Here is a 24,546-nt window from a genome sequence, read left to right as displayed (position 1 = left end):
CGCCCTAGAAATGTTCGTCCATTGCCGCGGCAGCCGGGTCGCCGGCCAGGTGCCCCATCGCGGCGCGATCGGTTTCGCGGTAGGTCTGCGCGGCTTCGCGTAGCCCCTCCCCGGTGTCGTCGGCCTTGTCCACCAGGTAGTCGATGCCCGCGCTGGCCTTTTCACAGAAGGCCACCAGCGCATCGCACAGGGCGTCGTCGCCGACCGTCTGGGCATCGCCGTCACACAGCTCCGCGAGCTCGGCAGCCTTCTGATCGGCCGCGATCTTCTGCATCGCTCTCGCGGCGGTCTCCAGGATGTCGACGTCCACGTGGAAGCCCGGTCCGTCCACGTCAGCGCACCTCCTGATCTCGATCAAGGCCATCAGACAACCGCGTGCACCGTACGTGCCGGACCTGGGCGGCACGCCGGGGTTGATCAAGAGAACCCGATCGGAGCAGTCAGCGCTGAGAGAGGGACGTAGTGCGTCGCCTACGGAATACCGGTCTCAGCTAGGTGGGTAGGTCATCTAGCCTCGACGCGTGGAGACCGAGGGCGATCTTGACGGCTATCTCGATGAGTTCGTGGATCTCACGGACCAGTTTTTCGTGTGGTTGAACGATCTACCCAGGCCAGAGCCCGGCAGCGACTTCGCGGTCGACGCCGAACACGACCAGCTTCCGGTGTCGACCTACACCCGGACAGTGTGGGGACTGTCGTGCGCCGCAGACCATTTGATGGTGCTGCGGCGGCTCATGCCCGATGAACTGGAAACCCGGTTCGTCGCCCCCTTCACTCTGCTCAGGAGCGTGTACGAGGTCGCGTGCCAGACCGCCTGGCTGATCGGCCCGGAGGAACCTGAAGAGCGGATTACCCGCCTCTATCAGCTCTTCACTCTTGAGGTAACCAACGCCAAGACCGCGCTTGCGAGAATGCACGCACCGTTCCCAGGAGGAGACGAACTCGTCAGTTCATGGGCCGTGGGGGTAACAGACGAGGTCGACAGGCTCAAGGGCATGCTGATGCAGCGTCGTGGAACAGCTGCGACACCGAAGATCCTCGACACGATCACGGGCGGGCAGGCGATCATCGATGCTCGCTCCGGAATGGATCCCGCATTCAGCGGGCCCACATCCAGCGACGGCCGTGACCTCGATCCACTGCCGGTCAGCATCTGGAGAATGCACAGCGGAGCGGCCCATAGCCGCATGTGGATCTATGACTCCTTGACCAAGTCGGATGGTCCGGATGATGACGGACGAATCCCCCTGCTCGGGAGCCTCAACCAGATCGGAATCTCGATGCAGGTCAACCTCTACGTCCTGAAGGTCCTGGCTGAGATCGTCAACGACCGCGTGGTTGCGCCAAACGAGTAGACACCGTTCGCCGAGCCCGGGACCCCCCACAGAGCCCCACCGCAAACAACCAGGCGGGGTGGGGTGTCATGCCCATCGAGCTGCCGCGGAAGCGGCGTTCGATCTCTTCGGCCAGGACGGCCGCAGCCGAGCCGTCGGCGGGGCTGTGGAAACTGGTGAGCACCACATACGACCCTGGTGGCAACGCCGCAGTGTAGGCCCTCATGATCTCGGCTGGCTGGTCCTGATCTTCAACGTGGTGCAGGGTGCCTGCTTGGATCAATGCGAGTGGCCGGTGGAAGTCGATCGCCCCGGCGACGATGTGGTCGTTGAGCACCGCACTGGGACTGCGCAGATCAGCGACTGTGAAGTAGGTGTGTGGGTCGCCGGCCAGGAGGGCACGGCCGTGGGCGGCGACGGTCGGATCGTTGTCAACGTAGACCGTCACGGCCTCCGGGTTGGCGCGTGTGGCGGCTTCGTGGGTGTTGTCGGCGGTGGGGAGCCCGCAGCCCAGGTCCAGGAACTGGTCGATACCTGCTTCGGTGGCGAGGTAGGTGATGGCACGAGTGAGGAAGTGGCGACCGGCTCGCGCCAGCGCGGGGGCTTCGGGTGCGATCTGCACGATCTGCTCGTAGACCTCGCGGTCGACTGCGAAGGTTGTCCTTGCCGCCAAGGAAGCGGTCGTAGACGCGGGCGATACTGGCTCTGGTCGAGTCAATCTGGCCTGGTGCGCTGTGCATCGTGGGTAATTCCTGCCTGTGGTCTGGCTATTCGGCCGACGGCGGTCTCCCGCTCGCGGGGGCGTTATGCGGTGGTGGCGCGGCGCGACCAGGAGGACTTCGCCTTGTGGGTGGCGGTTTGCCAGAACCGGTATCGCTGGACGTCGGCGGTGCCGGCGGGTGCCCACAGGTGGTGGAGGTCCCGCGTGAGTCGTTCGATGGGGGCGCTCGCGCGCAGCGCGCGGGCACCGAAGACTTCCTGGGCGAGTCGCGCGGAGTCCAGGCCACGCTCGATAGCGACGTGCTTGGCGTTGAACAACTCGGCATCGCAGTCCTCGCCCTGCTCGAGTAACCAGGCCGCGTAGTAGACGAGGTGGCGAGCGGCTCCGCCGACAACTCGGCATCGGCTCACGCCGTGCCCGCGCACTCGCCCACCAAATCCGCCAGCTGCACACCGCGCCAGCCGACGTCGTCCAGCGGTCTGGACCGTGGCGCGACCTTGGATGCGAGCCACAGCAGCCCCTCCCCGTGAGACAACGGCAAGCACCAGGCATCTTGGCCAACCAGAGCGAGGCGTGAGTGGCATAGGGTTGCGCCGTGATGGCCACTGGTGGCGGGGACAGCGAAACGCAGACCAACGCGCGTGGGGATGCAGGCCACCGGAAGCCGTCGTTGACCTGGACATTTGCGGCTGGTGCGGGAATTGGTGTGCTCGGCGGGATGATCGGGCTCGGTGGCGCGGAATTCAGGTTGCCGCTGCTGATCGGCCTCTTCGGATTCCTCGCGCTGCAGGCCGTGATCCTCAACAAAGCGATGAGTCTGATCGTGGTCCTCACCGCGTTGCCTGCACGTTTGGTGTCGGTTCCCTACGCCGAGGTCGTCGCCCAGTGGTCGGTGATCGTGAATCTGCTCGGTGGCACGCTCATCGGAGCGTGGGTGGGGGCCACGTGGGCAACGAGGATGCGTTCAGCCACTCTGTATCGAGTGCTGGCGGCACTGCTTGTCCTGATCGCGATAGCCCTGGCATGGAGCCATTTCGGTGGTACCGGAGCACTGGATCTGTCACCGGTGACCCGCACGGTCGCGGGCATCGCCGCGGGGCTGGCGATCGGTGTTGTCGCCGCGTTGATGGGTGTGGCAGGTGGGGAGCTGCTGATCCCGGCGATCGTTCTGCTGTTCGCAGTTGACATCAAGACCGCTGGAAGCCTGTCGCTGGCAGTCTCACTGCCGACGATGCTGGTGGCTTTCGCTCGGTACAGCCGCGACCAGAGCTTCCAGGTGCTCCGCGGCAACGCGAAATTCGTGGCTACCATGTCCGCCGGATCGATCATCGGGACTGTGCTGGGTGGGCTCCTGCTAGGGGTGGTACCCGATGCCGTGCTGATCCCCTTGCTGGTCAGCTTGCTGCTGCTGTCCTCGGTCAAGGTATGGCGACACCAGTAGTACCGTCGCTTGCAAGCCCCTGATGTTCGAACCCCGCGATTGATCAGGAGCTTCGAAGCGCCAGGCGGAGAGCAGCGAGGGCTTTCCGATCGAGCTTGTGGCTGAACGAGGCCCAGGCGGGCCGGGGATCTTGCTCATCGTGGCAAGGCCCGGCCCACAGGGCTCTGTGAGGGCCTAGCGTTGGCCGTAGCCGCCGCCGACCAGCTCGGATGCGATCTCGGCCTGCGGGGTCTCGTGCTCGGCGAGCCAGCGCTCGGCGTCGATCGCGGCGGAGCAACCGGACCCGGCGGCGGTGATGGCCTGCCGGTAGGTGTGGTCCACCAGGTCACCGCAGGCGAACACGCCGGGGATGCCGGTGTGCGTGCTGGGCTGCTGCACCTGCACGTAGCCCTCGTCGTCGAGGCCGACCTGGCCGCGGACCAGCTGGCTGCGCGGGTCGTGCCCGATGGCCACGAACATGCCGCTCACGGCCAGCTCGGAGGTCTCACCGGTGACCGTGTCGCGCAGCTTCAGCCCGGCGACCTTGCCCTCGCCCTGGACCTCGTCCACGGCCTTGTTGGTCAGCCACTTAATCTTCTCGTTAGCCCGAGCGCGCTCCAGCATGATCTTGGAGGCGCGGAACTCCTCGCGGCGGTGGATGATCGTCACCGACTTCGCGAAGCGGGTCAGGAAGGTGGCCTCCTCCATCGCCGAGTCACCGCCACCGATCACGGCGATGTCCTGGTCGCGGAAGAAGAACCCGTCGCAGGTGGCGCAAGCGGACACACCGCGGCCGAGCAGGGTCTCCTCGCCCGGGACGCCGAGGTAGCGCGCCGCGGCACCCATCGCGAGGATGACCGCGCGAGCCTGGTGCTCGACCCCGCCTGCCACGACGGTCTTGACCTCACCGGAGAGGTCGATGCGCTCGACGTCCTCGGTGCGCAGCTCCGCACCGAAGCGCTCGGCCTGCGACCGCATCTGCTCCATCAGGTCGGGACCCATGATCCCGTCCTTGAACCCGGGGTAATTCTCCACGTCGGTGGTGGTCATCAGTGCGCCACCGAACTGGGTTCCCTCGAAGATCACCGGCTCCAGCTCTGCCCGGGCCGCGTACACCGCAGCGGTGTAGCCGGCCGGACCGGAACCAACGATGATCATGTTGCGGACCTCGCTCACTGCGCGACCTCCGGAACGAGCTCGGCCAGCAGGGCGCGGACGCGCTGGTCGATGTCGTCGCGGATCGGCCGGACGGCGTCGACGCCCTGTCCGGCGGGGTCGGCGAGTTCCCAGTCGAGGTAGCGCTTGCCGGGGAAGACGGGGCAGGCGTCGCCGCAGCCCATGGTGATGACGACGTCGGCGGCTTCGACGGCGTCGGTGGTGAGCTTCTTCGGGAACTCCTGGGACAGGTCCAGTCCGAGTTCGTTCATCACCTCGACCACGGCGGGGTTGACGCTGTCGGCCGGGGCGGACCCGGCCGAGCGGACGGCGACCTTGCCCTGGGCGTGATGGTGCAGCAGGGCTGCGGCCATCTGGGAGCGTCCGGCGTTGTGGACGCAGACGAACAGGACCTCGGGGGTGGAGGACACGGGGGCTCCTTGGTTCTGGGCGATGTCGGCCAGCCGCTCGCGGGCGTAGCGGGTGGCCAGAGTGGTCAGGTGGGTGTGCACGCGAGCGGTGGCGGCCAACTCCCGGTAGGTGTCGGAGACCACGTGGTGGATGGTCTCTTCGTCGAACACACCCCGGAATTGCTGCCGCAGTTCCGCGGCGGCGTGGTCGAGGAGCAGGGCGACCTGCTGATTGCTCGGCCGGTATTCCTCGGCGTCGTGGTGGCTAGGTGGTGGTGTGGACATGGTCGGCCTCCGTGGTGGTGGAGGGACGGTTGAACCAGCGTCTGGCCGCCAGCGAGACGTAGACCAGGCCGACCAGGACCGGGACCTCGATCAGCGGGCCCACCACACCGGCCAGGGCCTGGCCGCTGGTGACGCCGAAGGTCGCGATCGCCACGGCGATGGCCAGCTCGAAGTTGTTGCCCGCAGCGGTGAACGACAGCGTCGCGGAGCGCTCGTAGTTCAGGCCGATGGCCTTGCCCAGCCCGAACGAACCCGCCCACATCACCGCGAAGTACACCAGCAGCGGCAGCGCGATCCGCACGACGTCCAGCGGGTTCGAGGTGATCGCATCGCCCTGCAGCGCGAAGAGGATCACGATGGTGAACAGCAGCCCGTACAGCGCGACCGGGCCGATCTTGGGCAGGAACCGGGATTCGTACCAGTCACGGCCCTTGGCGCGTTCACCGAGCTTGCGGGTGAGGTAGCCGGCGACAAGGGGGATGCCGAGGAAGATCAGGACGTTCTTGGCGATCTCCCACGCCGAGACCTCGAGGCCCACTTGGGGCAGGCCGAGCCATCCGGGCAGCACTGAGAGGTAGAACCAGCCCAGTGCGGCGAAGGCGATGACCTGGAACACCGAGTTCAGCGCGACCAGCACGGCGGCGGCCTCGCGGTCGCCGCAGGCCAGGTCGTTCCAGATGATGACCATCGCGATGCAGCGCGCCAGACCGACGATGATCAGCCCCGTCCGGTATTCCGGCAGGTCGGGCAGGAACACCCAGGCCAGTGCGAACATCAGCGCCGGGCCCAGCACCCAGTTCAGCAGCAGCGAGGAGGCCATCAGCCGCTTGTCGCCGGTGACGGTGTCCAGCCGGTCGTAGCGGACCTTGGCCAGCACCGGGTACATCATCACCAGCAGTCCGAGCGCGATCGGCAGCGAAACGCCGTCGATGGCCACGGTATCCAGTGCGGGGCCGAGTCCGGGGATCCAGCGTCCGGCCAGCAGGCCGAGGATCATCGCGGCGCCGATCCACACCGGCAACAACCTGTCCAGTGTGGACAGTTTCGCCACCACGGCGTTGTCTTGCGTCTGGGTCATGCCGTCACCGCCACGTCCTGCGCCGGGGCCAGCGATTCCGACAGCAGTCGCAATGTGTCGGGCTTGACGCGGTAGTAGATCCACGTGCCGCGCCGGTCGCCCTCGATCACTCCGGCCTCGCGCAGCACCTTGAGGTGGTGCGAGATCGTGGGCCCGGACAGCTCGAAGGCGTCGGTGAGGTCGCACACGCAGGCCTCGCCGCCGGCGTGGGAGGCGATCAGCGACAGCAGCCGCAGGCGCACCGGCTCCCCGATCGCCTTGAACACCTTGGCGAGGTCAGCGGCCTGGTCGACGGTCAGCGGCTCCCGCATCACGGCGGAGGCGCACGGTTCGGCCTGGTCCCGTGAGACGATCAGGACGTCTTGTTTCGGCATGCGTCTAACTTGACATCCATCGATATAGGAACGCAAGCTCGACGACAGGTTTCCCGTCGGGCTGTGATCGGCGCCTCGCCGCGCGGGGTGCGGGACTGCTCGACTCAGGTGGATGGAGGTTGTGGTGCCCGAGGCCCGGGATGTGGTGGTGATCGGCGGTGGGCAGGCGGGCCTGGCGGCCGGGTACTTCCTCCGCCGCGCGAAGCTCGATTTCGTCATCCTCGATGACCAGCCCGAGCCCGGTGGGGCGTGGCGGCACTACTGGGATTCGCTGCGGCTGTTCTCGCCCGCCGAGCACAGCCCGCTTCCCGGGTGGTGGATGCCTCGCCAGCCCGGCGAGGAGTTCCCCACCGCCGACCACGTCGTGGGCTATCTCGCCGAGTACGAGCGGCGCTACCAGCTGCCGGTGCAGCGGCCCGTGCGCGTGGACGGTGTTCACGACGCCGGTGCGTGGCTGGCCGTCGACACCGACCGCGGGGCGTGGCGGGCGCGCATCGTCATCAGCGCCACAGGAACCTGGAGCCAACCGCACCTGCCCTCGTATCCGGGAAGCGAGGTCTTCGCCGGGCGGCAGTTGCACACCGAGTCCTACCGGTGCCCGAAGGAGTTCGCCGACCAGCACGTCGTGATCGTCGGCGGCGGCAACTCGGCGGCCCAGATCCTCGCCGAGGTGTCCACTGTGGCCGACACGACCTGGGTCACCGCGCGGCCGCCGCGGTTCATGCCCGATGACGTCGACGGCCGGGTCCTGTTCGACGTGGCCACCCAGCGCGAGGCCGCACGCCGCTCGGGACTTCCCGATGACGGCGGGGCCGGGCAGCTGGGCGACATCGTGATGGTCCCGAGCGTGCTGGAGGCTCGTCAGCGTGGAGTGCTGCACGCTGAGCCGATGTTCGACCGGCTCACCGAGCGCGGCATCGCCTGGGACGACGGCCGCGAACTCGACTGCGACGCGATCATCTGGTGCACCGGCTTCCGCCCCGCCCTGCGACACCTCGCGCCGCTGGGCCTGCGCATCGAGAGCGGGATCGTCCCGACCGAAGCAACGCGCAGCGTCGCCGAACCACGGCTGCACCTGCTGGGCTACGGCGACTGGACCGGGTGGGCCTCGGCCACCCTGGTGGGCGCCGCGCGGACCGCGAAACCAGCGGTCGCCGACATCGCGCAACGCCTCGCACGGTCCGCTGGTTAACCGCCCGTCCGGACGGCGGGTCGGGTGGCCAACGCGAGCAGCGCGCTCACTGCCGTCATGGCTCCCAGCACGAGGAACAAGGCCGGGAATCCACCCAGGGCCGCCGCGATCGCCGAGCCTCCCCACGGTGCGAGCGCGATGGCGATCATCAGTGGGGCCGACAGCAGGCCGCTCAACCTCCCGTAGGCGGCGGTGCCCCACCGGTCGCTGACCGCGGTCGCCTGCAAGAGGGTGAACACACCGCGGGCCATCCCGACGAGCATCGCCGCGACGATCAACAACCCCTCCGGGCCGGGGACCATCCCGAGGACCGCGGTGGTCACCGCGCATGCGGCGAGGATGATGACGGTGCGGCCACGGGGCCCGGTGCGTCGTTGCAGCTGTGCGTACCCCAGCCGCCCCAGGACCTGGCCCACCCCGCCGAGTCCGAGCGCCCACGCCGCCAACTGCGAGTCGAAGCCGCGCTCGCTCAGCAGCGGAACCTGGTTGATCACCACCGCGTAGACACCGAAACCGCCGAGGGCCATCGTCGCCAGCAAGGCCAGGAACGGTCGACTCCGGGCGATCTCGGAGGCGTGACCGTTGCCCGCTGAACGCTCGGCGTGATCGGCGTGCGGCCACGGCAGCCGCAGCCCGGCATGCAGCGGGATCGTGACGACTCCGACCACGACGGCCAGCACCAGGTAGGTGCCGCGCCAGTCGAGGTGGTCGTTCAACGCCGCGGTCAGGGGCGCGAACACCGTGCTGGCCAGGCCCGCCACCAGCGTCAACGCGGTCAGCGCGCGCACGCGGTCGGGCCCGTACCAGCGGGTCAGCGCGGCGAAGGCAGGCGGGTAGAACGTCGCCGCCATCGCAAACCCCGCCACGCCCCAGGCCAGCAAGAACGATCCGTAGCTGGGTGCGTGCGCGATGCCGACAACGGCGATCACGGCCACCACCGAACCGGCGGTCATTACGCCACGCGGGCCACGCCGATCCAGCCATCGGCCGACCGCGATGCCGGCGAGCGCGGAGACGATCTGGCTGGTCGAGAACGCCCACGTTACGGCGGGCAGCGACCAGCCGGTGTCCCGCGTGATCGCTGGCGCCAGCACCGGGAAGGCGTAGTACAGCACGCCCCAGCTGGTGATCTCGGTGATGCACAGGGCGATGAGCGCGCGACGCCGCCGCACGGCCTCGACAGGCGGTGCGGCGGCGGTCGTCCGCGGTTCGGAGTGCATGCGGTCAGCGCTCAGCGGCTCCGGGCGCTGCCAACTCGACGGTCTGCTGGGGCGCGGCGCAGCATCCACCTCCCTGCTCGACCTCGGGCTCGTCGAACAGCCCGGCCCCGCCGCACACCCCGGTCTCCGGCAGGACGAGCTCGACCCGCTCGGCGGACTCGGTGTCGCCTGCGATCGCGGCGGCCACGCTGCGGACCTGCTCGTAGCCGGTCATCGCCAGGAATGTCGGCGCCCGCCCGTAGCTCTTCATCCCGACCACGAACACCCCCGGTTCCGGATGCGCCAGTTCCTTGGCCCCGTGCGGGTAGACGGTGCCGCAGGAGTGCACGTTCGGATCGATCAACGGCGCCAGCGCGGTCGGCGCCTGCAGCACCGGGTCCAGGCCCAACCGGACTTCCGAGAGCCAGGACAGATCCGGCCGGAACCCGGTCAGCACCACGACCTCGTCGACGGGCTCGCTCTTGTGCCCCTCGAACGAGGTCAGCACCAAGCGGCCGTCGCCATCGGCCTCGACGGCTGCCGTGCGAAAACCCGTCACCGTGCGAACGTGTCCGGCGTCGACCGCCTGCTCGGCGCGCTGCCCCAGCGCCCCGCGCTCGGGCAGCTGATCGGCCTCGCCGCCACCGAACACATCCCCCGAGCGGCCCCGGCGCAGCACCCACACGATCTCCGTGCCCGGCGCCTCCTCGGCCAGCCCGGCGAAAGCCACCAACGCGGTCAGGGCCGAATGCCCGCTGCCGGCCACGGCGATGCGCTTGCCCGCGAACCGAGCCCGGACCTGCGCATCGGAAACGTCGGGCACCTGGTAGCTGATCCGATCCCGCGCGGCGCGCTCTCCGACGGCGGGGAGTCCGTCGCCGCCCAGCGGGTTCGGGCTGCGCCACGTCCCGGAGGCATCGATGACCGCCGACGCGGTGATCCGCTGCTCGCCGCCCGCCGTCTCGAAGTGGACCGTCAGCGGCTCGGAGGTCCGTCCGGCATCCACGACCCGGTCCCGGCCACGGCGAGCCACGCCCATCACCCGGGCACCGAAGCGCACTCGCTCCCCCAGCGCCGCCGCAAGCGGCCGCAGGTAACGCTCGACCCACTCCGCACCCGACGGGTAGGCCGCCGGATCCGGCCCCTGCCAGCCCTGACGCTCCAGCAACCGCGCCGCGGCCGGGTCGATCAGCTCCGACCACTGCGAGAACAACCGCACGTGCGACCACTCCCGCACCGCAGAACCGGCTTCCGAACCCGCCTCCAGCACCAACGGCTCCAGACCCCGCTCCAAAACCTCGGCGGCTGCCGCCAGGCCCACCGGGCCCGCACCCACCACCACAACCGGATTCTCGTCCACGACACTCCCCTTTGCATCGATCCGCTTCGATGAAGTTGCCTCGAATGTATCGACGCACATCGATTGACGCAAGCATCGATCCGGGTCGATACTTGGAGTCCGATGCCGACCGGAAGGGACAGCTGAATGCGGATCACGGTGTTGACCATTCCGGGATGCCCGAACGCCTCGCTGGCTCAGCAGCGAATCACCTCCGCTCTGGCCGGCCGAGCGGCCGATGTGGACCTGGTCGAGGTACATGATCAGGCCCAGGCGATCGAACGGGGCATGACCGGCTCACCGACAGTCCTGCTGAACGGATCTGACCCGTTCGCCCAGCCCCAGACCGCGCCAAGCTTGTCGTGCCGCCTGTACCGGAACGCCGACGGCACAGTCGACGGGGCACCGAGTGAGACCGCGCTGCGTCAGGCAATCGACGAGGCGCTTGGTTGAACAACCGCCTAGCTCAGCCACGGGTGTCGAGCGTGAGCTGTCGCCGGTGGAAATCGAAGTGCTGCGTCGGGAAGTGGTAGACATCGGCCAACGTCATGAAGTCGGCGAAGAACGGGTCCCAACGGGTCGGATAGTGCATGCCTCGCCGCAAATCCTCTTCACGCTCGGCATCCAGCCGGCGATGCAGTCCGTCGATCACGCGGTCCATCTTCGCCGTCATGCGCCGAGGACCGAAGACTCTGGGTCCACCGCACGACCCCCAGTAGTTGACCGCGTCGAACGGCTTCGTCGAGGCGTTGAGCAGCACGGCGAAGCCTCGTGACACTCCTACGGGGAGCCGCCCGAACAAGCGAACCAAGATCACGAGATTCCGGGCGATCATGTACCCGAACAGCATGTGAAACAGCAGCTGCTCATTGGTCCACCGCGTGCCCTTGCTCATCTGGCCCAACTCGGCCTCCGTAGCGCGGGAGAGCAGCTCATGGAATCCCGCGCGTGCTCGCTCCATCTCCTCATGAATCACCTGCCGGTCCACGCAGGGCATTTCGCACATGACTTCCTCCCACCCCGAAGTCCACACGCCTTGAGCACCCACAGGCTGCTCGGCCCATACGGGCCTGTCCATACCTGCGCGCGAACGCCACGCCGGTTTATCGATACGAATCGATTGACGAAACCATCGATGTGCGTCGATACTTGCAGCATGACGACGACGGCTTCTGAGACCGGGCTGCTGCCGGCCGAGGACGCGGCCACCTACGCCGAGTGGTTCGCGTGCCTGGCCGAGCCCACCCGCGTCCGCCTGCTGCACGCTGTGGCGGCGGCCGGCACGATCAGCGTGGGCACCTTGACCGAACAGCTGGGCATCAGCCAGTCCACCTGCTCGCACCACGTGCGCAAGCTCGCCGACGTCGGGTTCGTGCTGCTGCACAAGGAACGCACCACCACCTTCGTCTCGGTCAACACCGCCTGCTGCACCGGCTTGCCGCACGCAGCCGACGCGGTCATGGGCGTCGTCGCCCGCCCGTGCTGCCCGGACAACCTCCCCGAGGACGTCACCATCCGGCAGCTGCAACCCGGCGACTGGACGGACGTGCGTCGCATCTACGCCGAAGGCATCGCCACCGGCAACGCCACCTTCGAAACCGACGTCCCGCCCCGCAAGTCCCTGGAAGCCAAGTGGCTACCTCAACACCGCTGGGTCGCCGAGGTCGACGGGCAAGTCGCCGGATGGGCTGCCGCGACCCCCGTGTCCAACCGCGACTGCTACTCCGGCGTGGCCGAAACATCGGTCTACGTCGGCGAGGACTTCCGAGGCCGCGGCGTCGGAAAATCCTTGTTGCACAAGCAGGTCACCGCCGCCGACGCCGACGGCCTGTGGACCCTGCAGACCTCCATCTTCCCGGAGAACCGGGCCAGCATCGCCCTGCACAACTCCGCCGGCTTCCGCACCGTCGGCCTGCGCGAACGCATCGCCCAGCACCACGGCGTCTGGCGCGACACCGTCTTCCTCGAACGCCGCCGCAACTGCGACAACGACTGACCTGATCTAACGGCAATTCCCCCACCCACACCCGTCGCCCGTTGTGAGGGCGTCGGTCGATGAAAGGTGCCCTGTGAACCTCTGCGACGCCATCGTCATCGGCGGCGGCCAGTCCGGACTCGCCGCCGCCCACGCCCTCCGCACCCAGGGCCTCCGGCCCGTCGTGCTGGAAGCAGGAGCCGAACCGGTCGGATCCTGGCCGCACTACTACGACAGCCTCACCCTGTTCTCACCAGCCCGATTCAGCGCCTTCCCCGGCGTTTTCTTCCCCGGCGACCCCGACCACTACCCGCACCGCGACGAAGTTGTCGACTACCTCCGCCGCTACGCGCGCAGCCTCGACGCCGACATCCGCACCCACCACCGTGTCAGCGCCGTCACCGCCGACAACGGCACCTACACCGTCCACACCGAACACGGCGACACCCTGCACACAGGCCTCCTCATCGCCGCGACCGGCGGATTCAGCCGCCCCCACCGGCCCGAAGTCCCCGGCCTCACCGAGTTCGCCGGCACAGTCCGGCACGCATCCGACTACCGCAGCCCCGAACCCTTCGCCGGACAACGCGTCCTCGTCGTTGGAGCCGGCAACTCCGCGGTCCAGATCGCCGTCGAACTCGCCGAACACGCCCACACCACCATCACCAGCCGCACACCCCTGCGCTACGCCAACCCCACCCTGCTCGGCCGCGACCTGCACTGGTGGACCGCCACCACCAGACTCGACATCCTGCCCCTCGGCCCATGGCTACGCACCATCCCCACCACCCCAGTCTCCGACAAAGGCTCCTACAAAGCCGTCATCGAAGGCGGTAAACCCGACCACCGACCCCTTTTCGATCACCTCAACACCACCGAGGTCACCTGGACCGACGGAACTCGCGAACGCATCGACGCCGTCATCCTCGCCACCGGCTACCGCCCCGACGTGTCCTACCTCCAACCGCTCGGAGCCCTCAACCCGGCAGGTGCACCTCGACATCGACGGGGCCTCTCCCTGACCTGCCCCGGCCTCGGGTACGTCGGATTGGAATGGCAAACCAGCTTCTCCTCCGCCACCCTCCGCGGAGTCCACCGCGACGCCCACTACGTCGCCAGCCACCTCGCCACAGCCGTCCGCACCCACAAACACCACCACTGCTGCAGCCCAACACCTGCTTAAATTTCTGGATCTGGGCACCAGCGAAAGAACACGTAACCGTTCGCCTTAAATTCTCCGCACGTCTGCTGCTCCAAGCCAAGCTCTCGTCCCCAGAGCCCAAGACAGATGCGTACACGTGGGCGGGTACGGCCAGCCCAACTAGGTTGGGCGAGGTGTTGAGCACCTCGCCCAACCTCGGGATCAACGGGGCGCCCATGGAGATCTGCGCGCAGACCACAAACACCGCGGCGGCCGGTAGCGCCAGCATCCCGCGGGGAGCGACGGTCTTGTCAGAATCCTGCTCCGAGGACCGTTCCCGGAACCAGTGGCGGATGGTCAGACTTGGTTATTTCGCGACTGATCAAGCCACAGTTCGCTCGGCGGATTGCTGATCTGCTGCGCCGCGGGCGCGGCCGACGCTGGTGATGGCGTTGATCAGCAGGGAAGGGCGGGTGCCGAAGGAGTTAAGGAAGATCGTGGTCACGGAGGCAGCCATGGCGACCATGGCCCACACCGGGGAGATCAGCCCGGTCGAGGCCAACGGGATGCCCAGACCGTTGAAGGTGAACGCCAAACCGACGTTGGTCCGGGTGCGCCGGTAGGCGCGGGCGCTGATCTCACGGGCGTCGAGGACCGCCGTGACATCCTCGCGCAGCAGGACGATGTCGGCGGATTCCACCGCGATGTCGGTACCGCCGCCAGCAGCCAGCCCCACGTCGGCCTGCATCAGCGCTGGGGCATCGTTGATGCCGTCGCCGACCATGGCCACACGGGTGCCATCGGCCTGCAACTCGCGCACGATCTCGGCCTTGCCGTCCGGGCGCACCCCGGCGTGCACCTGCTCGATGCCGAGCTGGCCTGCGACGTGGCGTGCGGCACGGTCGTTGTCGCCGGTGACCAACACCGGCTCCATCCCGGCCCGGCGCATGGCCGCGACCGCCGCGGCGGCGTCGGCCCGTAGCTGGTCGCCCAGCGCGATCGCACCCCGCAGCACCTGGTCAGCGGCCACCGCGATGACGGTGTGCCCGGTTGCTTCCTGCTTGGTGATCCAGTCCGACAACCCCGCCACGTCCACGCCGGTGTCGGTGAGCAATCCAGGGCGGCCCACCAACACGTGCTGGCCGTCGACCGTGGCACGCACCCCGGAGCCGGTCATCGACTCAAAGTCGTGCGCCTGCGCCACGGTCACGCCCGCCTCCTCGGCCGCAGCCATGACAGCGCGGGCCAAGGGGTGTTCGGAGTGGTGCTCGGCCGCGGCGGTCAGCGCCAGCACGGCGGCGGTGTCACCGTCGGTGGAGGCGACGGCCCGCACAGTGGGGCGGCCTTCGGTGACGGTGCCGGTCTTGTCCAGCACGATGCGGCGCACCAGCCGGAAAGTCTGGAACGCCTCGCCGGTGCGCATGACGATGCCCCGGTCGGCGGCGTGCCCGGTGCCGCGCACGATGGCCAGCGGCGCGGCGATCCCGACCGCACACGGGTAGCCCATCACCAGCACCCCGAGGGCGGCGAACACCGCCCGGTGCACGTCCGGCTGCCCAGACGTCACCCACCCCGCACCGAGCCAGGCCAGCAGCGCGATCGCGGCCACGCTGAGCACAGTGGGCGTGTAGACGCGCAGCACCCTGTCGACCAGGTGCAGGATGCCGGGCTTGAGCGCCCGGGAATCCTCGACGTGGCGCACCACCTGGGCCAGGAAACCTTCCGCTCCGGACGCGGTGACCTCGACCAGCAGGCTGCCCGTGCCGTTGATCGCTCCGCCCACGACGTCCTCGTCCGGTCCACGCTCGGTGGGAACCGGTTCCCCGGTGACCAACGCGAAGTCGATGGCCGAGTAGCCGGAGCGGATGCGCCCGTCCAGGGGGATGCGCTCGCCGGGCCGGACCCGCACGAGCTGGCCGACCTCGACCTGCTCGACGGGCACCTCGGACTCGCCGGAGTCGGTGACCAGGCGGGCCAGGTCGGGCTGCAGGTCCAGCAGTTTCTTGATCGACTGACTGGAGCGAGTCTTGACCAGCAACGACAGCCACTCGGAGAAGATGTGGTAGGTCCCCACGATCGCCGCCACCGCGAAGAACTCCGCGGTCGGATAGTCCGACAGGACGCCGGTCAGGCCGATGATGCCGCCGGTGATGCCGGCGAACGCTCCAATCTCCAGCAGCACGTGCTGGTTGAGGATGCCGCGGCGGGCGGACTGATACGCCATCCGCAGAATGTGCGGGGCCACCCCGAACACCATCACCCCCGCCAGGGCGGCGGCGATCCACCCGTTGACCGGCGGATCCAGCCACCCCGCGAAGCGGGCCGCCAGGGCCAGCGCACCGGGGGCGGCGACCGCGGCGGCCCACCCCGCCGCCCGCGCCCGCCCGGTGGGGCGCAGGATCGAGAACACCAGCGCCAGCGCCCCGACCAGCAGGGTGGCGCACGCGATCGTCCACCAGCCCTCGGCGATCTGCACCATCGCGGCCAGACTCACGCCGATCGCGGTGAACAGGCGTTTGCCCTCGCGCAGCAGGTCGCGTTCTTCGTCCTCGAACGCCCGCAGCTTGCGCGGGTCATACAGGTCATAGCCGATATCCCGCAATGTGCCCAAGATCCGATCGGGCGAGACACGCGCGGGCTCGTAGTCGACCAGGGCCTGCTCGTGGGTCAGGCTCACCGCCACCGTGCCCACCCCGTCCAGCCGTCCCAGGGCCTTCTCGATCGTGCCGGTGCACAGCGAGCAGTGAAGCCCCCCGATCCGGGCCCGAATCCGCTCATGCCCCGGCGTGGGACTGGGCTCGGAGGCCCACAACTCCGGCTGATCCGCGACGGTCGTGCTCACTGGCTCGCCCCCTCGACAACCTCGTAACCGGCGGTCTCCAGCCGCTCGACCAGCACACCGCGATCGGACAGTTCCGGGCCGATGCGGACCCGCACCGCACCGGTGGTGTGATCCGCGGTGACATCCCGCACCCCCTCGACCCGGCGCAACACCGCGTCGATCCGCTGCTCACAACCGCCGCACGACATCCCCAACACCTGCAACACCAACGTCTCCATGACCACGCCCTCCGTTCTCCTGACCTGTGGTTTTTCATCTCGAAAGCACGCTAGAACCCTGCCCCAGGGGTAAGGTCAAGGATGAGCGCAGCCACGCGAGAGGAGACAGTTGTGGACATGACCGTGGGTGCTGCGGCCCAGGCCGCAGGCGTGACCGCGAAAGCGGTCCGGCTCTGGGAGTCCAAGGGACTCCTACCGCCTGCTGAACGCACGCAGGCCGGCTACCGGATCTTCACCGACGACGACATCGAGGTGCTGCGATTCATCCGCCAGGCCAAAACCCTGGGCCTGACCCTGCCCGAGATCAAAGACATCATCGACCTGCAGCGCGACGGCGCGGCGCCATGCGGGCGGGTCACCGAACTGCTCGACGCCCACATCGCCGACATCGACCGCACCCTCCGTGAACTACGCCAGCTGCGCCGCTCACTGGCCACAGCCCGCCGTACCGCCCGCGAAGGCCAGCGCCGCGGCGAAAACGCCGTCGTCTGCCGCATCATCGAAAACCACGCCAACGCCGACAACAGCGCCACGTAAACCGAAGGGAAAGCCCAAACTTTCGCGTTCGAGGTACCCCGCGGGCCTTCGGGCTCCGTGGGATCTTTTGTTTCTGGCAGCGGACTTGTTGCTCGCTGCGGTTCTCACACTGTCAGCTCATCCGCGGTCGAATTCCGCCCACGCCGCCACTCTCGTGCAAGCTTGGCCGCTATAACACCGGATGCCGCTGCCAGCACTGCCGCACCGCCATCACCACCTACCACCGCCACAGCCGAACCCACGGACACTACCGACCCACCACATCCACGACCTCCGCCACACCAACGCCTCCTGGATGCTCGCCGGTCGAGCCGACCTCGAAACTGGCTCGACCGTCACCGGTGCCTGATCAGCGTCCGCAGGTGCTCTTCGGCGTGGTGGACCGCAGTGGTGATGTCCTGGTCCTGGCCTGCGGACATCGTTCGTTGGTCGAGCCCTGAGACGGCGAGTACGGCGGTGAGTTGGTGTTTTTGTTCAGTGGTGAGCTGGGCACAGAGCGTCTGGTTCCGCATGGCTTCGCGTGCGGCGTAAGCGTCTGAGAGCGCGGCGGAGACGACTGTCTGTCGCAACTGCGTGATTGTCTTAGTGGAGAGGTCGCCAGCCAGGTCCAATGTGGTCACCCCCAGGCGGACTCGGAAAGCTGTGGTGCTGGGTTCTGTGTCGTTCATCAGCGCAAGCGTCGTGTCGACCGCGGAATCGACTTGGTCGCGTCGATCTGTCGAGCTGCCTTGTCTGCAGGACAGGCGTAGAAGTTGGCCGACGGCTGTTTCCCAGGTTTCGCTGGGGATGGTGGAGTCGATCAGGGCCGTCGCCTGCGAGCGGTGGTCTTGTTCGAGCAGGGCCATGATCTTGATTTGGCGGCCGTCGAGGAGCCGGTTTCCGATGCCGCGATGGGCGGCGATCGTTTCGGCAGCGTGGGTCCAGCACCCAGCGCGCGCCAGGGCGCGGGCGCCGTCGATGAGCACCGTGCTCCACAGTTCCGTGCAGATGCGGCGGTGGTGTTCACGGGTGTGAGTCCAGGCCGAGAGGTCGATGTCCTGGCCGCGGATCGTGGCCACCTCGCGGTGTCGGGCTGCGTGATAGAGCTGCTGGAGCAGTTCGTAGGCCTCGGTGGGCTTGCCTTCGCGGATGAGTAGACGCGCGATGTTGGTCAGTGGCATCAATGCCATCACAGCAACATCGGGGGTGACATCCCGCGGCTCGGCGAAGATCGTGTGCAGACGCCAGCAGAGGTCTTCAGCGAGATGTGCAAGGCCGATGTCGGAGGCGATGAGGGCGGCGACGTTGATGACGCCGCTGGCGCGGGCTACCTGTTGGTGGTGGTCCGCGCCAGCAGGCCAGTCGGTCAGTGCGGTGAGCTCCGCGATCCGCTTCTCCAGGGGTAGCCCGAGTGGTTTGGGGCGGCGCACCAGGGGGATCTGTTCGGCGAGCGCGGGGTTCACGGCTGGGGCCACGGTCGTCACCAGTCGATGACCAGTCGGCTGTGGGGTTTGTCGATGACGAACCGGGGGTCGGCGGCTTCGAGGAGGTCGCGGTGGGTGTCGGTGGCCATCCGGAAACCGGGTTCGGGGGCGTCGTTGCCTCGTTCGCGGGCCCAGGTGGCGAATTCGGTGGCGACCTGGTCGGCCAGCTCGGTGGCGCGCGGGCCGTGGCCGATGACGCCGGGCTCCCAATAGCGGCCGTCTTCGTCGTCTCCTGTGCGCACGGTGAGGTAGGCGAGGCTGTCGCCGTCGAGGGCGGCCATGGAGCCCCATGCGAAATGCGGCGTGAAGCCCGGGCGCTGTCCGGGCATGCGGGACAGGCCGTTGGGCAGTGTGCAGGCGAGGTGCAGGTAGACCCATTCCCAGGAGAAGCCCTGGCGGAGCTTCATGCCGGTGTAGATCTTGTGCGCGGGTTGATCGAGGATGCTGCGCATCGCGTCGCGGTCCACCTGCTGTTCGGTGTAGGTCTCCAGGTGGACATCACCAGGTCCGTCGTGGTGGACGAGGGTACGAATGTCGTCGGCGACGCCTTTGCGCAGCGGAATGAACGTGGCCATCTCGCAGGAGACTGTCTTCCACGTCAGACCGTTGGCGTCGCGCTCGAAGGCGAACGACCGCGAGATCGACCCACGGATGCGCATGGGAATCACCAGCCGACCGGCAGGGGCGAGCTGATCCAAGACGCGGGTGGGAATGTCGCCGGCACCGACGGTGAACTGAATCCGGTCAAACGGAGCCTGCTCGGGCAATCCGGCCGCGCCATCGCCCAGCAAGGCGGTCACGTTCTCGATACCGGCGGCCGCCAGGTTGGCGGCCGCACCGGAGACCAGGTCTTCGTCGACGTCCACGGTCCACACATGTCCGCCAGGTCCGACGAGTCGACCCAGCAGCGCGGCGTTGTAGCCGGTCGCAGCGCCAGCTTCCAGGACGCGGTGGCCAGGTTGTGGGGCGAGCTGTTCGAGTTGGGTCGCCACGATTGACGGGGCGGAGATGCAGGAGATCGTTTCGCCGTCGTCAAGGGCGTCTTTGATAGGGACGGTGCCCTCGCCATAGGCGGTGGCCGGGTCGGCGTCGGGCACGAAGGTGTGGCGTTCGACGGTGCGGAATGCGTCGATGATCTCTTGGGTCTGCAGGCGCCCGGATGCGGTCAGGCGGGCCACGAGCTCTTCGCGGAGCTCGGCGGGGTCAGTGGTGATCATGTTGTTCATCCGCGGAAGGTTAGGGGCCGGCGAGCGCGTGTCCGAGGGCGACACGGTGGTCGAAACATCGCTGTCGAAGGTGGTTTGCTGGGCCAGCCAGGCCACGGCGGCCTGCTCGGCGGGTGGGGTGCCCGCGCGGTTGAACGCGAAAATCGCGTGGTGGGCCAGCACCGCGCGCAGGCCTCTGGTCAATCGACCGGTCGACGCGAGGTCGGCAAGCGCGCTCCCGGCTGCCGTGAAGGCGGCAACGCGCTCGGACCAGTGTTTTTCGGTGGTCTCGCGTTGAGCGGCGTCGGCGTGCATCAGGCGCCGCATCGCAGCGAGCCGCGAGGACTGTTCCTGCTCATCGGGTGGAATGACCGACGGTCGGAGCGCGGCGAGTCGGGACCAGACATCACCGATCTCGAAGGGATCCAATCCTGCCGCTCGGTGGAGCGTGGACAGCAGCAGGATGCAGCGTTCGCGGTTGCGCGAATCGCCGGTGGCGGCCAGCGCTGCCGGGCTGTCGGCGCAGAACAGCTCGTGGGCGATCGCCATGCCTTCCGCGCCGCCGAATGCCTCGACCTCCGGCTCGTAGATTCCGGGCGCCCAGCTGGTCGCGTGCTGGTCGGCGACGAGCCGGTCGAGAACGTCGGCGACGGGCTTTTCGGCACGGAGCCGGAGCTTGCCTTCCTTGCGCAGGAAGTGGAACCGCTGCCCTTCCAACCCGGAGACCAGCGCAGCGGCGCCGTCAGAGCTGATCCCTCTGGGATCGGGGAAGGCGATGGTGGCTTGCGACCACGGCTCCTGATCGTTCGTCGTCTGCAGGTCCTCGTCGTTCCAGGTCATCGGCGTTTTCCTCGCTCCTGTTCAGCTCATGTGGGGTGAGTCGGGTTAGGTGATCAGCAGTGCTCGGGTCCAGCCGGTCCGGTCAGGGCCGTCGGCCGCGAGGAGCGCGCCGGTGCGGCCCTCGAGGAAGCCGGGCTTGTCGACCGTGTCCAGCTCGTCCGCCAGCCGGTCCTTGAGGTGCTCGAGGTGGAAGGAGAACCGCCCCGGATCGGTGGCGTCGACGGCGAGCGCGCGGGTGGCCGTCAGCAGCCCTGCCCATCCATGACACAGGGACGCGTCGGTGACCAGGCTGGTGCTTGCGGGGTCGGCGAGGGCAGACAGGGCGATGTCCTCGGCGGCGCGGCATGCCAGCTGGTCGCCGGTAGCGTGTGCGGCCAGCTGCAGGCTGCGGGCGATCCCGAGAGCCCCGTAGCACCAGGACGGCCGCGCCGGCACCGAGCCGGGCGCGTATCCCTGTTCGGCAAGCTGGTCACGGGTCATCCAGTAGTGGCCGCCGAAGCGGCGTAACCAGTCGGCGAACACCCTGATCGCCTCATCGCTGCCGGGAGGGCGGATGCCGTGGCGGGCGGCGAGGGCCAGCAACGCCAGTGGCCCGGCGATGCCGTGTGCGACGCCATGGTTGCTGTGACCGCCGGGTACGGCGTCGTCGTGTCCGGGCGACTCGAGCGTCCACCACCCAGGTAGCTCGGCGCCGTCGGCGGGCTCGCTCAGGGTGACGGGGTGTGCGAGGGATACCAGGTAGGCCAATACCTCTGTCAGCAGTGGTGAGCGCGTTGGTCGGGTGAGTAACAGTGCGCCGAGGCCGGTGAGTCCGCGGATGAGGTCGAATTCCGCCAGACTCGGTTGACACCGGCTTCCTCGACGTCGGGTAGCGGAGGCGAGGCGGATGGCCACGAGCCGGTCGACCGCCTCATGAATCCGTGGTTCGGTCCGACCGGCGCGGCCGAGCACGAACTCCAGGGCGGGGGCGCCGTGGAACAGCGACGCGTTCGCCCCGGTGCTGACGCCGCCGTCGATCGCTTCCCGGAGCAGTCGGCGCGCGTGCTTGAGATCACCGCGCTCGATCGGCAGCAGTGCCATTCCGAGTGTGCCTTCGGACAACGCCTGGGTCTGGGGCGGACTGGCTGTCAGGCTCAGGTTGGGTGAGGTCATCGGTTCGACCTCACGGGTACGACGATGCTGTGTGCGCGGCCTTCGATCCAGCCGTTGGCGTCCTCCGGTGGGGCGTCGTGCAGGACGGCCGCCGTTGAGGTCCGCAGATGTGTGCGCAGCAGGTCCAGATCCATTTCTCGGCTGAGATCCAGCGGGAGGTGCTGATCGTCAACGGCCAGCAGCACTCGCTCGGGTACCCCGGCTCGCTTCCGCCAGGCATGCAGCGCATCCGCCCACCGAGATGTCGATGCCTGCTGATCGGGCAGCGCAGCGGGGCGCAGCAGCCATCGGGCAGTGGTGAGGATGCTGCGTCGGTACCGCAAGGCCGGGGTGAACGGCAGCGTGAACGCCGCACCCCAGTCGAACCACGTCACCTGAGGTGTGCGGGCTCGGCTGAGCTCGGCGAGGAACCGGGCAATCGGTGGGGTGTAGTTGTTCCACACGAAGTTGATCGCCGTCGGTGCTATCGGTTCGATGCGCTGCCCAGTCGCCGCGACCGCCAGATACAGGTGCCCGCCGGAGAGGCCGACGACAAGGTCGGCCGGGCGCAGCACCGTCTCGTCACTGCCGCGGAATTCGCCGACGCTGAGCACCTCGGGCAGGACCTGGGGTGCGCGGGTGAGCAGGTCGGCGTCACTACGACACGGGTGAAACGACAGCTGCACGGGCTTGGCGCCAGGTGTGACGGTCGGCAGATCAGCCGGATAGCCCGCGACCTCCGGGAGGAGGTGCCAGAACCGGCCGCTCATCGACCCTGCAGCCCGTGACACCGTCTGCACGCGCAGCCGGAAACCGCCTCGCTGCAGGGCCTCCCGGGAACGGGACTGCACCTGTGCGCACACCTCGAAGTGCGGCGCCGGCCTCGACGGCGACGATCCTGCGGCGGCTTCGAGTTCTTCGATCATCGCACCGGTGACCTGCACCTCCCGGCGGCCTTCGAGCGCCGCAGAACCCGCGAGTTCTAGCAGCAGCCGGTCACGTCGCGTCATCGTCCTCGGAGGCTCTGAGACCGATCCGAATCCTGCCGGTAGCCCCAGTCCACGGTCGGGATCGATGAGCTGTTCCAGGCTGATCTCGACACCTTCGCCCCACCGGTCGGAGAAGCGTTCGACGTAGTCACACCACGCCGGAGTCCCCTGCTGGTGCCGGGTGAGCCGTGCCAACACGGTCGCCGCGGTCTCCACCTCAACCCCCACCGCCTCTGGCAGCCGCACGTCGGCGTCCAACCGGACATCACATGCGTCCTGCCCAGTTGGTTCATCCCCGCCAGCGGGCACGATGCTGGCCGGGTCAATGACGGTGGCCGGTGCCCTCAGAGCAGAGCGGAGCAGCCCTACCCGAAGCAGCTCGGCCACGAGCGAGACTGGCCGTTCAGTCGGGATGTCGGGGAATTCAGCCGCGAGCTTGCCCAGCAACGCCTCGTGGCTGATCGGGGATGCGGCCGCCTCCAGCACCACCGCCACCGCCGGAGTCACCGCCAGCGAGAACTCCGAAGCACCCTCGGCCGGCACCCGCACACACTCGCCCCACACCTGTGCCAGCGGGTTCACGCATACCTCAACTGCCGCCATCCGCGCCGCGTCGGTTTCACACGAAGCGATGCGCGCGGCCACCGCTCGCGGCGCGGGCCGAGTGACGATCTCGTGGCCGTCACCGACCCGCACCGCCGCGGTCTCACCGAACTCAAGGACCGCGACCCCCGCGAACAGGCCGAACGGTGTGGACCGGTGGCCATACCGGATTGCGTAGCGAGCCAGAGCAAGCCCGGCACGTCGAGCACGTCGCACGTCCATCGACTGGCCGGCCAACACTGCCTCCACGCGATAGGCCAAGTCCGGGCTCGTACTAGTCACCGCGCGCCGGAACTCCTCGTCGGCCCACACCGGCGCCATCCAGGACTGCCACTGCTGGAGCGTGCCGCCCTGGCCCGGCCACTCCGGCAACGGTGGGGCCTGGACGTGGGTCGCAGCGCGCAACACCGCTGCGCCCGCGCGCCGATACGACCTCACCCGCGACCGCGTCATCACTCACCAGCCTCTTGATGCCAAAACCTCAACCGGACAGCGCCAGGACGGCAGCTCTACGAGGTCGTGCACGCACTCGGGCAGGAGGAACCACACCCGTCCCCGGTGCTGCACATCAAGACCGTCTCTGCGGCCGGAGTGCCCTCGATGAACGTGATATCCAGGTCGAACGGGTCGCCTTCTGCCAGCCCGTCCGTCTCGGGGCGGTTGCGCTGCTCAATAGCCGGAGAACTCATCATTTTCCTTTCACTTTTCGTGGGGTGCGAAACGATCTCGGTTCGCGACCAGGGCCGCACGGCACCTCCCGCCGTAGCGGAAGCGCCATCACGTGCCACGGGTGTCAGACGCGACGGAAGAGGCGCTCGTCTGCCTGTCGATGACCATTGGTGGCCGGAGCACCTCGGCGAGTTTGACCAGCACCTCGGCCAGCTGCTCGCGACGCTCAGGCGTACAACGACCGGCTGGCAGATCGAAAGCCATAGCATCGATCTCCCACTGCACCTCACGCAGCAACACGGCGAGCTGACCGTCTTGGATCACCACCACGCGTTCACCAACGCCAACACCGCGCTCGGTGCACCCAGCCAAGCGTCAATGCCTGGACCCCACCCGAGGTAGAGCGAGCGAAAACGCCTATCCGTT

25 protein-coding genes are annotated in these 24,546 nt (G+C 68.2%); 7 read left to right on the top strand and 18 right to left on the bottom strand.

Going from position 1 to position 24,546, the window contains the following annotated elements; translation table 11 throughout:
* Window positions 1-4 precede the first annotated feature (4 nt).
* Window positions 5-331: a hypothetical protein gene (locus tag KBO27_RS22135; protein ID WP_210971808.1), complete on the bottom strand. Its 327-nt coding sequence runs from the start codon at window positions 329-331 to the stop codon at window positions 5-7.
* Window positions 332-521: 190 nt separating this feature from the next.
* Here KBO27_RS22135 and KBO27_RS22130 point away from each other — a divergent pair, with 190 nt between their 5' ends.
* Window positions 522-1,355: a hypothetical protein gene (locus tag KBO27_RS22130; RefSeq protein ID WP_210971807.1), complete on the top strand. Its 834-nt coding sequence runs from the start codon at window positions 522-524 to the stop codon at window positions 1,353-1,355.
* Here the strand turns inward: KBO27_RS22130 and KBO27_RS33875 are convergent.
* Entirely contained in the window at window positions 1,324-2,241 is a 918-nt protein-coding gene (locus tag KBO27_RS33875) for an SAM-dependent methyltransferase (protein WP_307870546.1), read from the bottom strand. The two genes, KBO27_RS22130 and KBO27_RS33875, sit on opposite strands and share 32 nt — an antisense overlap.
* Window positions 2,139-2,465 (bottom strand): acyl-CoA dehydrogenase family protein, encoded by a 327-nt coding sequence (locus KBO27_RS22115; RefSeq protein ID WP_210971804.1) that lies wholly within the window; start codon window positions 2,463-2,465, stop codon window positions 2,139-2,141. Before KBO27_RS22115 ends, KBO27_RS33875 begins: the two co-directional genes overlap by 103 nt.
* A 188-nt stretch (window positions 2,466-2,653) precedes the next feature.
* On the opposite strand from KBO27_RS22115, the gene KBO27_RS22110 reads away from it, so the two are divergent.
* Window positions 2,654-3,496, top strand: a complete 843-nt coding sequence (locus KBO27_RS22110) for a sulfite exporter TauE/SafE family protein (RefSeq protein WP_246537824.1) — start codon at window positions 2,654-2,656, stop codon at window positions 3,494-3,496.
* Between the two features lie 174 nt (window positions 3,497-3,670).
* Here KBO27_RS22110 and trxB read toward each other — a convergent pair whose 3' ends face one another.
* Genes trxB through KBO27_RS22090 form a run of 4 tightly spaced genes read right to left on the bottom strand, consistent with a single transcriptional unit; the run spans window position 3,671 to window position 6,777 of the window.
* Complete coding sequence (gene trxB / locus KBO27_RS22105; protein ID WP_210971802.1) at window positions 3,671-4,633, bottom strand: thioredoxin-disulfide reductase; 963 nt, start codon at window positions 4,631-4,633, stop codon at window positions 3,671-3,673.
* A gap of 14 nt (window positions 4,634-4,647) precedes the next feature.
* Entirely contained in the window at window positions 4,648-5,325 is a 678-nt protein-coding gene (locus tag KBO27_RS33870; RefSeq protein ID WP_246537789.1) for an arsenate reductase ArsC, read from the bottom strand.
* Window positions 5,306-6,403: an ACR3 family arsenite efflux transporter gene (gene arsB / locus KBO27_RS22095; protein WP_210971801.1), complete on the bottom strand. Its 1,098-nt coding sequence runs from the start codon at window positions 6,401-6,403 to the stop codon at window positions 5,306-5,308. Before arsB ends, KBO27_RS33870 begins: the two co-directional genes overlap by 20 nt.
* Window positions 6,400-6,777 carry an ArsR/SmtB family transcription factor gene (locus tag KBO27_RS22090; RefSeq protein WP_210971800.1) on the bottom strand — a complete coding sequence of 126 codons (378 nt, stop codon included), beginning with the start codon at window positions 6,775-6,777 and terminating at the stop codon, window positions 6,400-6,402. Before KBO27_RS22090 ends, arsB begins: the two co-directional genes overlap by 4 nt.
* A gap of 112 nt (window positions 6,778-6,889) precedes the next feature.
* On the opposite strand from KBO27_RS22090, the gene KBO27_RS22085 reads away from it, so the two are divergent.
* Window positions 6,890-7,969, top strand: a complete 1,080-nt coding sequence (locus KBO27_RS22085) for an ArsO family NAD(P)H-dependent flavin-containing monooxygenase (RefSeq protein WP_210971799.1) — start codon at window positions 6,890-6,892, stop codon at window positions 7,967-7,969.
* Here KBO27_RS22085 and KBO27_RS22080 read toward each other — a convergent pair.
* On the bottom strand, window positions 7,966-9,189 hold the full coding sequence (locus KBO27_RS22080) for an MFS transporter (protein WP_210971798.1): 1,224 nt from the start codon (window positions 9,187-9,189) through the stop codon (window positions 7,966-7,968). The two genes, KBO27_RS22085 and KBO27_RS22080, sit on opposite strands and share 4 nt — an antisense overlap.
* A 4-nt stretch (window positions 9,190-9,193) precedes the next feature.
* Window positions 9,194-10,528 (bottom strand): NAD(P)-binding domain-containing protein, encoded by a 1,335-nt coding sequence (locus KBO27_RS22075; RefSeq protein WP_210971797.1) that lies wholly within the window; start codon window positions 10,526-10,528, stop codon window positions 9,194-9,196.
* 126 nt (window positions 10,529-10,654) lie between these two features.
* On the opposite strand from KBO27_RS22075, the gene KBO27_RS22070 reads away from it, so the two are divergent.
* Window positions 10,655-10,960, top strand: a complete 306-nt coding sequence (locus tag KBO27_RS22070) for a thioredoxin domain-containing protein (RefSeq protein WP_210971796.1) — start codon at window positions 10,655-10,657, stop codon at window positions 10,958-10,960.
* Window positions 10,961-10,973: 13 nt separating this feature from the next.
* Here the strand turns inward: KBO27_RS22070 and KBO27_RS22065 are convergent, their stop codons facing one another.
* On the bottom strand, window positions 10,974-11,513 hold the full coding sequence (locus KBO27_RS22065; RefSeq protein ID WP_246537787.1) for a DinB family protein: 540 nt from the start codon (window positions 11,511-11,513) through the stop codon (window positions 10,974-10,976).
* 150 nt (window positions 11,514-11,663) lie between these two features.
* Here KBO27_RS22065 and KBO27_RS22060 point away from each other — a divergent pair, with 150 nt between their 5' ends.
* Window positions 11,664-12,503 carry a helix-turn-helix domain-containing GNAT family N-acetyltransferase gene (locus KBO27_RS22060; RefSeq protein ID WP_210971795.1) on the top strand — a complete coding sequence of 280 codons (840 nt, stop codon included), beginning with the start codon at window positions 11,664-11,666 and terminating at the stop codon, window positions 12,501-12,503.
* Window positions 12,504-12,576: 73 nt separating this feature from the next.
* On the top strand, window positions 12,577-13,665 hold the full coding sequence (locus KBO27_RS22055; RefSeq protein ID WP_210971794.1) for a flavin-containing monooxygenase: 1,089 nt from the start codon (window positions 12,577-12,579) through the stop codon (window positions 13,663-13,665).
* 340 nt (window positions 13,666-14,005) lie between these two features.
* Here the strand turns inward: KBO27_RS22055 and KBO27_RS22050 are convergent, their stop codons facing one another.
* Window positions 14,006-16,465, bottom strand: coding sequence for a heavy metal translocating P-type ATPase (locus KBO27_RS22050; protein ID WP_210971793.1), 2,460 nt, complete (start codon window positions 16,463-16,465; stop codon window positions 14,006-14,008).
* Window positions 16,462-16,671 carry a heavy-metal-associated domain-containing protein gene (locus KBO27_RS22045; RefSeq protein WP_307870545.1) on the bottom strand — a complete coding sequence of 70 codons (210 nt, stop codon included), beginning with the start codon at window positions 16,669-16,671 and terminating at the stop codon, window positions 16,462-16,464. The genes KBO27_RS22050 and KBO27_RS22045 overlap by 4 nt, the downstream gene beginning before the upstream one ends.
* Window positions 16,672-16,800: 129 nt before the next feature.
* On the opposite strand from KBO27_RS22045, the gene KBO27_RS22040 reads away from it, so the two are divergent.
* Complete coding sequence (locus KBO27_RS22040) at window positions 16,801-17,220, top strand: MerR family transcriptional regulator (RefSeq protein WP_246537821.1); 420 nt, start codon at window positions 16,801-16,803, stop codon at window positions 17,218-17,220.
* A gap of 335 nt (window positions 17,221-17,555) precedes the next feature.
* On the opposite strand, the gene KBO27_RS22035 is transcribed toward KBO27_RS22040, so the two are convergent.
* The 6 genes from KBO27_RS22035 to KBO27_RS22010 form a co-directional block, all read right to left on the bottom strand.
* Window positions 17,556-18,683: a hypothetical protein gene (locus tag KBO27_RS22035; RefSeq protein WP_210971790.1), complete on the bottom strand. Its 1,128-nt coding sequence runs from the start codon at window positions 18,681-18,683 to the stop codon at window positions 17,556-17,558.
* Complete coding sequence (fxlM, locus tag KBO27_RS22030; protein WP_210971789.1) at window positions 18,680-20,728, bottom strand: methyltransferase, FxLD system; 2,049 nt, start codon at window positions 20,726-20,728, stop codon at window positions 18,680-18,682. The genes KBO27_RS22035 and fxlM overlap by 4 nt, the downstream gene beginning before the upstream one ends.
* A gap of 45 nt (window positions 20,729-20,773) precedes the next feature.
* Entirely contained in the window at window positions 20,774-21,880 is a 1,107-nt protein-coding gene (locus KBO27_RS22025) for a lanthionine synthetase C family protein (protein ID WP_210971788.1), read from the bottom strand.
* Window positions 21,877-23,772 carry a lantibiotic dehydratase family protein gene (locus KBO27_RS22020; protein ID WP_246537820.1) on the bottom strand — a complete coding sequence of 632 codons (1,896 nt, stop codon included), beginning with the start codon at window positions 23,770-23,772 and terminating at the stop codon, window positions 21,877-21,879. Before KBO27_RS22020 ends, KBO27_RS22025 begins: the two co-directional genes overlap by 4 nt.
* Window positions 23,773-23,960: 188 nt before the next feature.
* Window positions 23,961-24,140, bottom strand: a complete 180-nt coding sequence (locus KBO27_RS22015; protein WP_246537786.1) for an FxLD family lanthipeptide — start codon at window positions 24,138-24,140, stop codon at window positions 23,961-23,963.
* An 88-nt stretch (window positions 24,141-24,228) separates the two neighbouring features.
* On the bottom strand, window positions 24,229-24,450 hold the full coding sequence (locus tag KBO27_RS22010) for a hypothetical protein (RefSeq protein WP_210971786.1): 222 nt from the start codon (window positions 24,448-24,450) through the stop codon (window positions 24,229-24,231).
* Between the last annotated feature and the right edge of the window lie 96 nt (window positions 24,451-24,546).

The organism is Saccharopolyspora endophytica (assembly GCF_018070075.1).
Taxonomy (GTDB): Bacteria; Actinomycetota; Actinomycetes; order Mycobacteriales; family Pseudonocardiaceae; genus Saccharopolyspora; species Saccharopolyspora endophytica.
The sequence above is the reverse complement of the archived record's forward strand: the minus strand, read 5'-3'. Positions and strand labels throughout refer to the sequence as shown.

Coding starts and splice junctions, on each gene's coding strand:
- KBO27_RS22110 (WP_246537824.1), top strand. CDS start 2,654: ATGGCCACTGGTGGCGGGGACAGCGAAACGCAGACCAACGCGCGTGGG.
- trxB (WP_210971802.1), bottom strand. CDS start 4,633: ATGATCATCGTTGGTTCCGGTCCGGCCGGCTACACCGCTGCGGTGTAC.
- KBO27_RS33870 (WP_246537789.1), bottom strand. CDS start 5,325: ATGTCCACACCACCACCTAGCCACCACGACGCCGAGGAATACCGGCCG.
- arsB (WP_210971801.1), bottom strand. CDS start 6,403: ATGACCCAGACGCAAGACAACGCCGTGGTGGCGAAACTGTCCACACTG.
- KBO27_RS22090 (WP_210971800.1), bottom strand. CDS start 6,777: ATGCCGAAACAAGACGTCCTGATCGTCTCACGGGACCAGGCCGAACCG.
- KBO27_RS22085 (WP_210971799.1), top strand. CDS start 6,890: ATGGAGGTTGTGGTGCCCGAGGCCCGGGATGTGGTGGTGATCGGCGGT.
- KBO27_RS22080 (WP_210971798.1), bottom strand. CDS start 9,189: ATGCACTCCGAACCGCGGACGACCGCCGCCGCACCGCCTGTCGAGGCC.
- KBO27_RS22070 (WP_210971796.1), top strand. CDS start 10,655: ATGCGGATCACGGTGTTGACCATTCCGGGATGCCCGAACGCCTCGCTG.
- KBO27_RS22065 (WP_246537787.1), bottom strand. CDS start 11,513: ATGTGCGAAATGCCCTGCGTGGACCGGCAGGTGATTCATGAGGAGATG.
- KBO27_RS22060 (WP_210971795.1), top strand. CDS start 11,664: ATGACGACGACGGCTTCTGAGACCGGGCTGCTGCCGGCCGAGGACGCG.
- KBO27_RS22040 (WP_246537821.1), top strand. CDS start 16,801: ATGACCGTGGGTGCTGCGGCCCAGGCCGCAGGCGTGACCGCGAAAGCG.
- fxlM (WP_210971789.1), bottom strand. CDS start 20,728: ATGACCTGGAACGACGAGGACCTGCAGACGACGAACGATCAGGAGCCG.
- KBO27_RS22025 (WP_210971788.1), bottom strand. CDS start 21,880: ATGACCTCACCCAACCTGAGCCTGACAGCCAGTCCGCCCCAGACCCAG.
- KBO27_RS22020 (WP_246537820.1), bottom strand. CDS start 23,772: ATGGCGCCGGTGTGGGCCGACGAGGAGTTCCGGCGCGCGGTGACTAGT.
- KBO27_RS22015 (WP_246537786.1), bottom strand. CDS start 24,140: ATGAGTTCTCCGGCTATTGAGCAGCGCAACCGCCCCGAGACGGACGGG.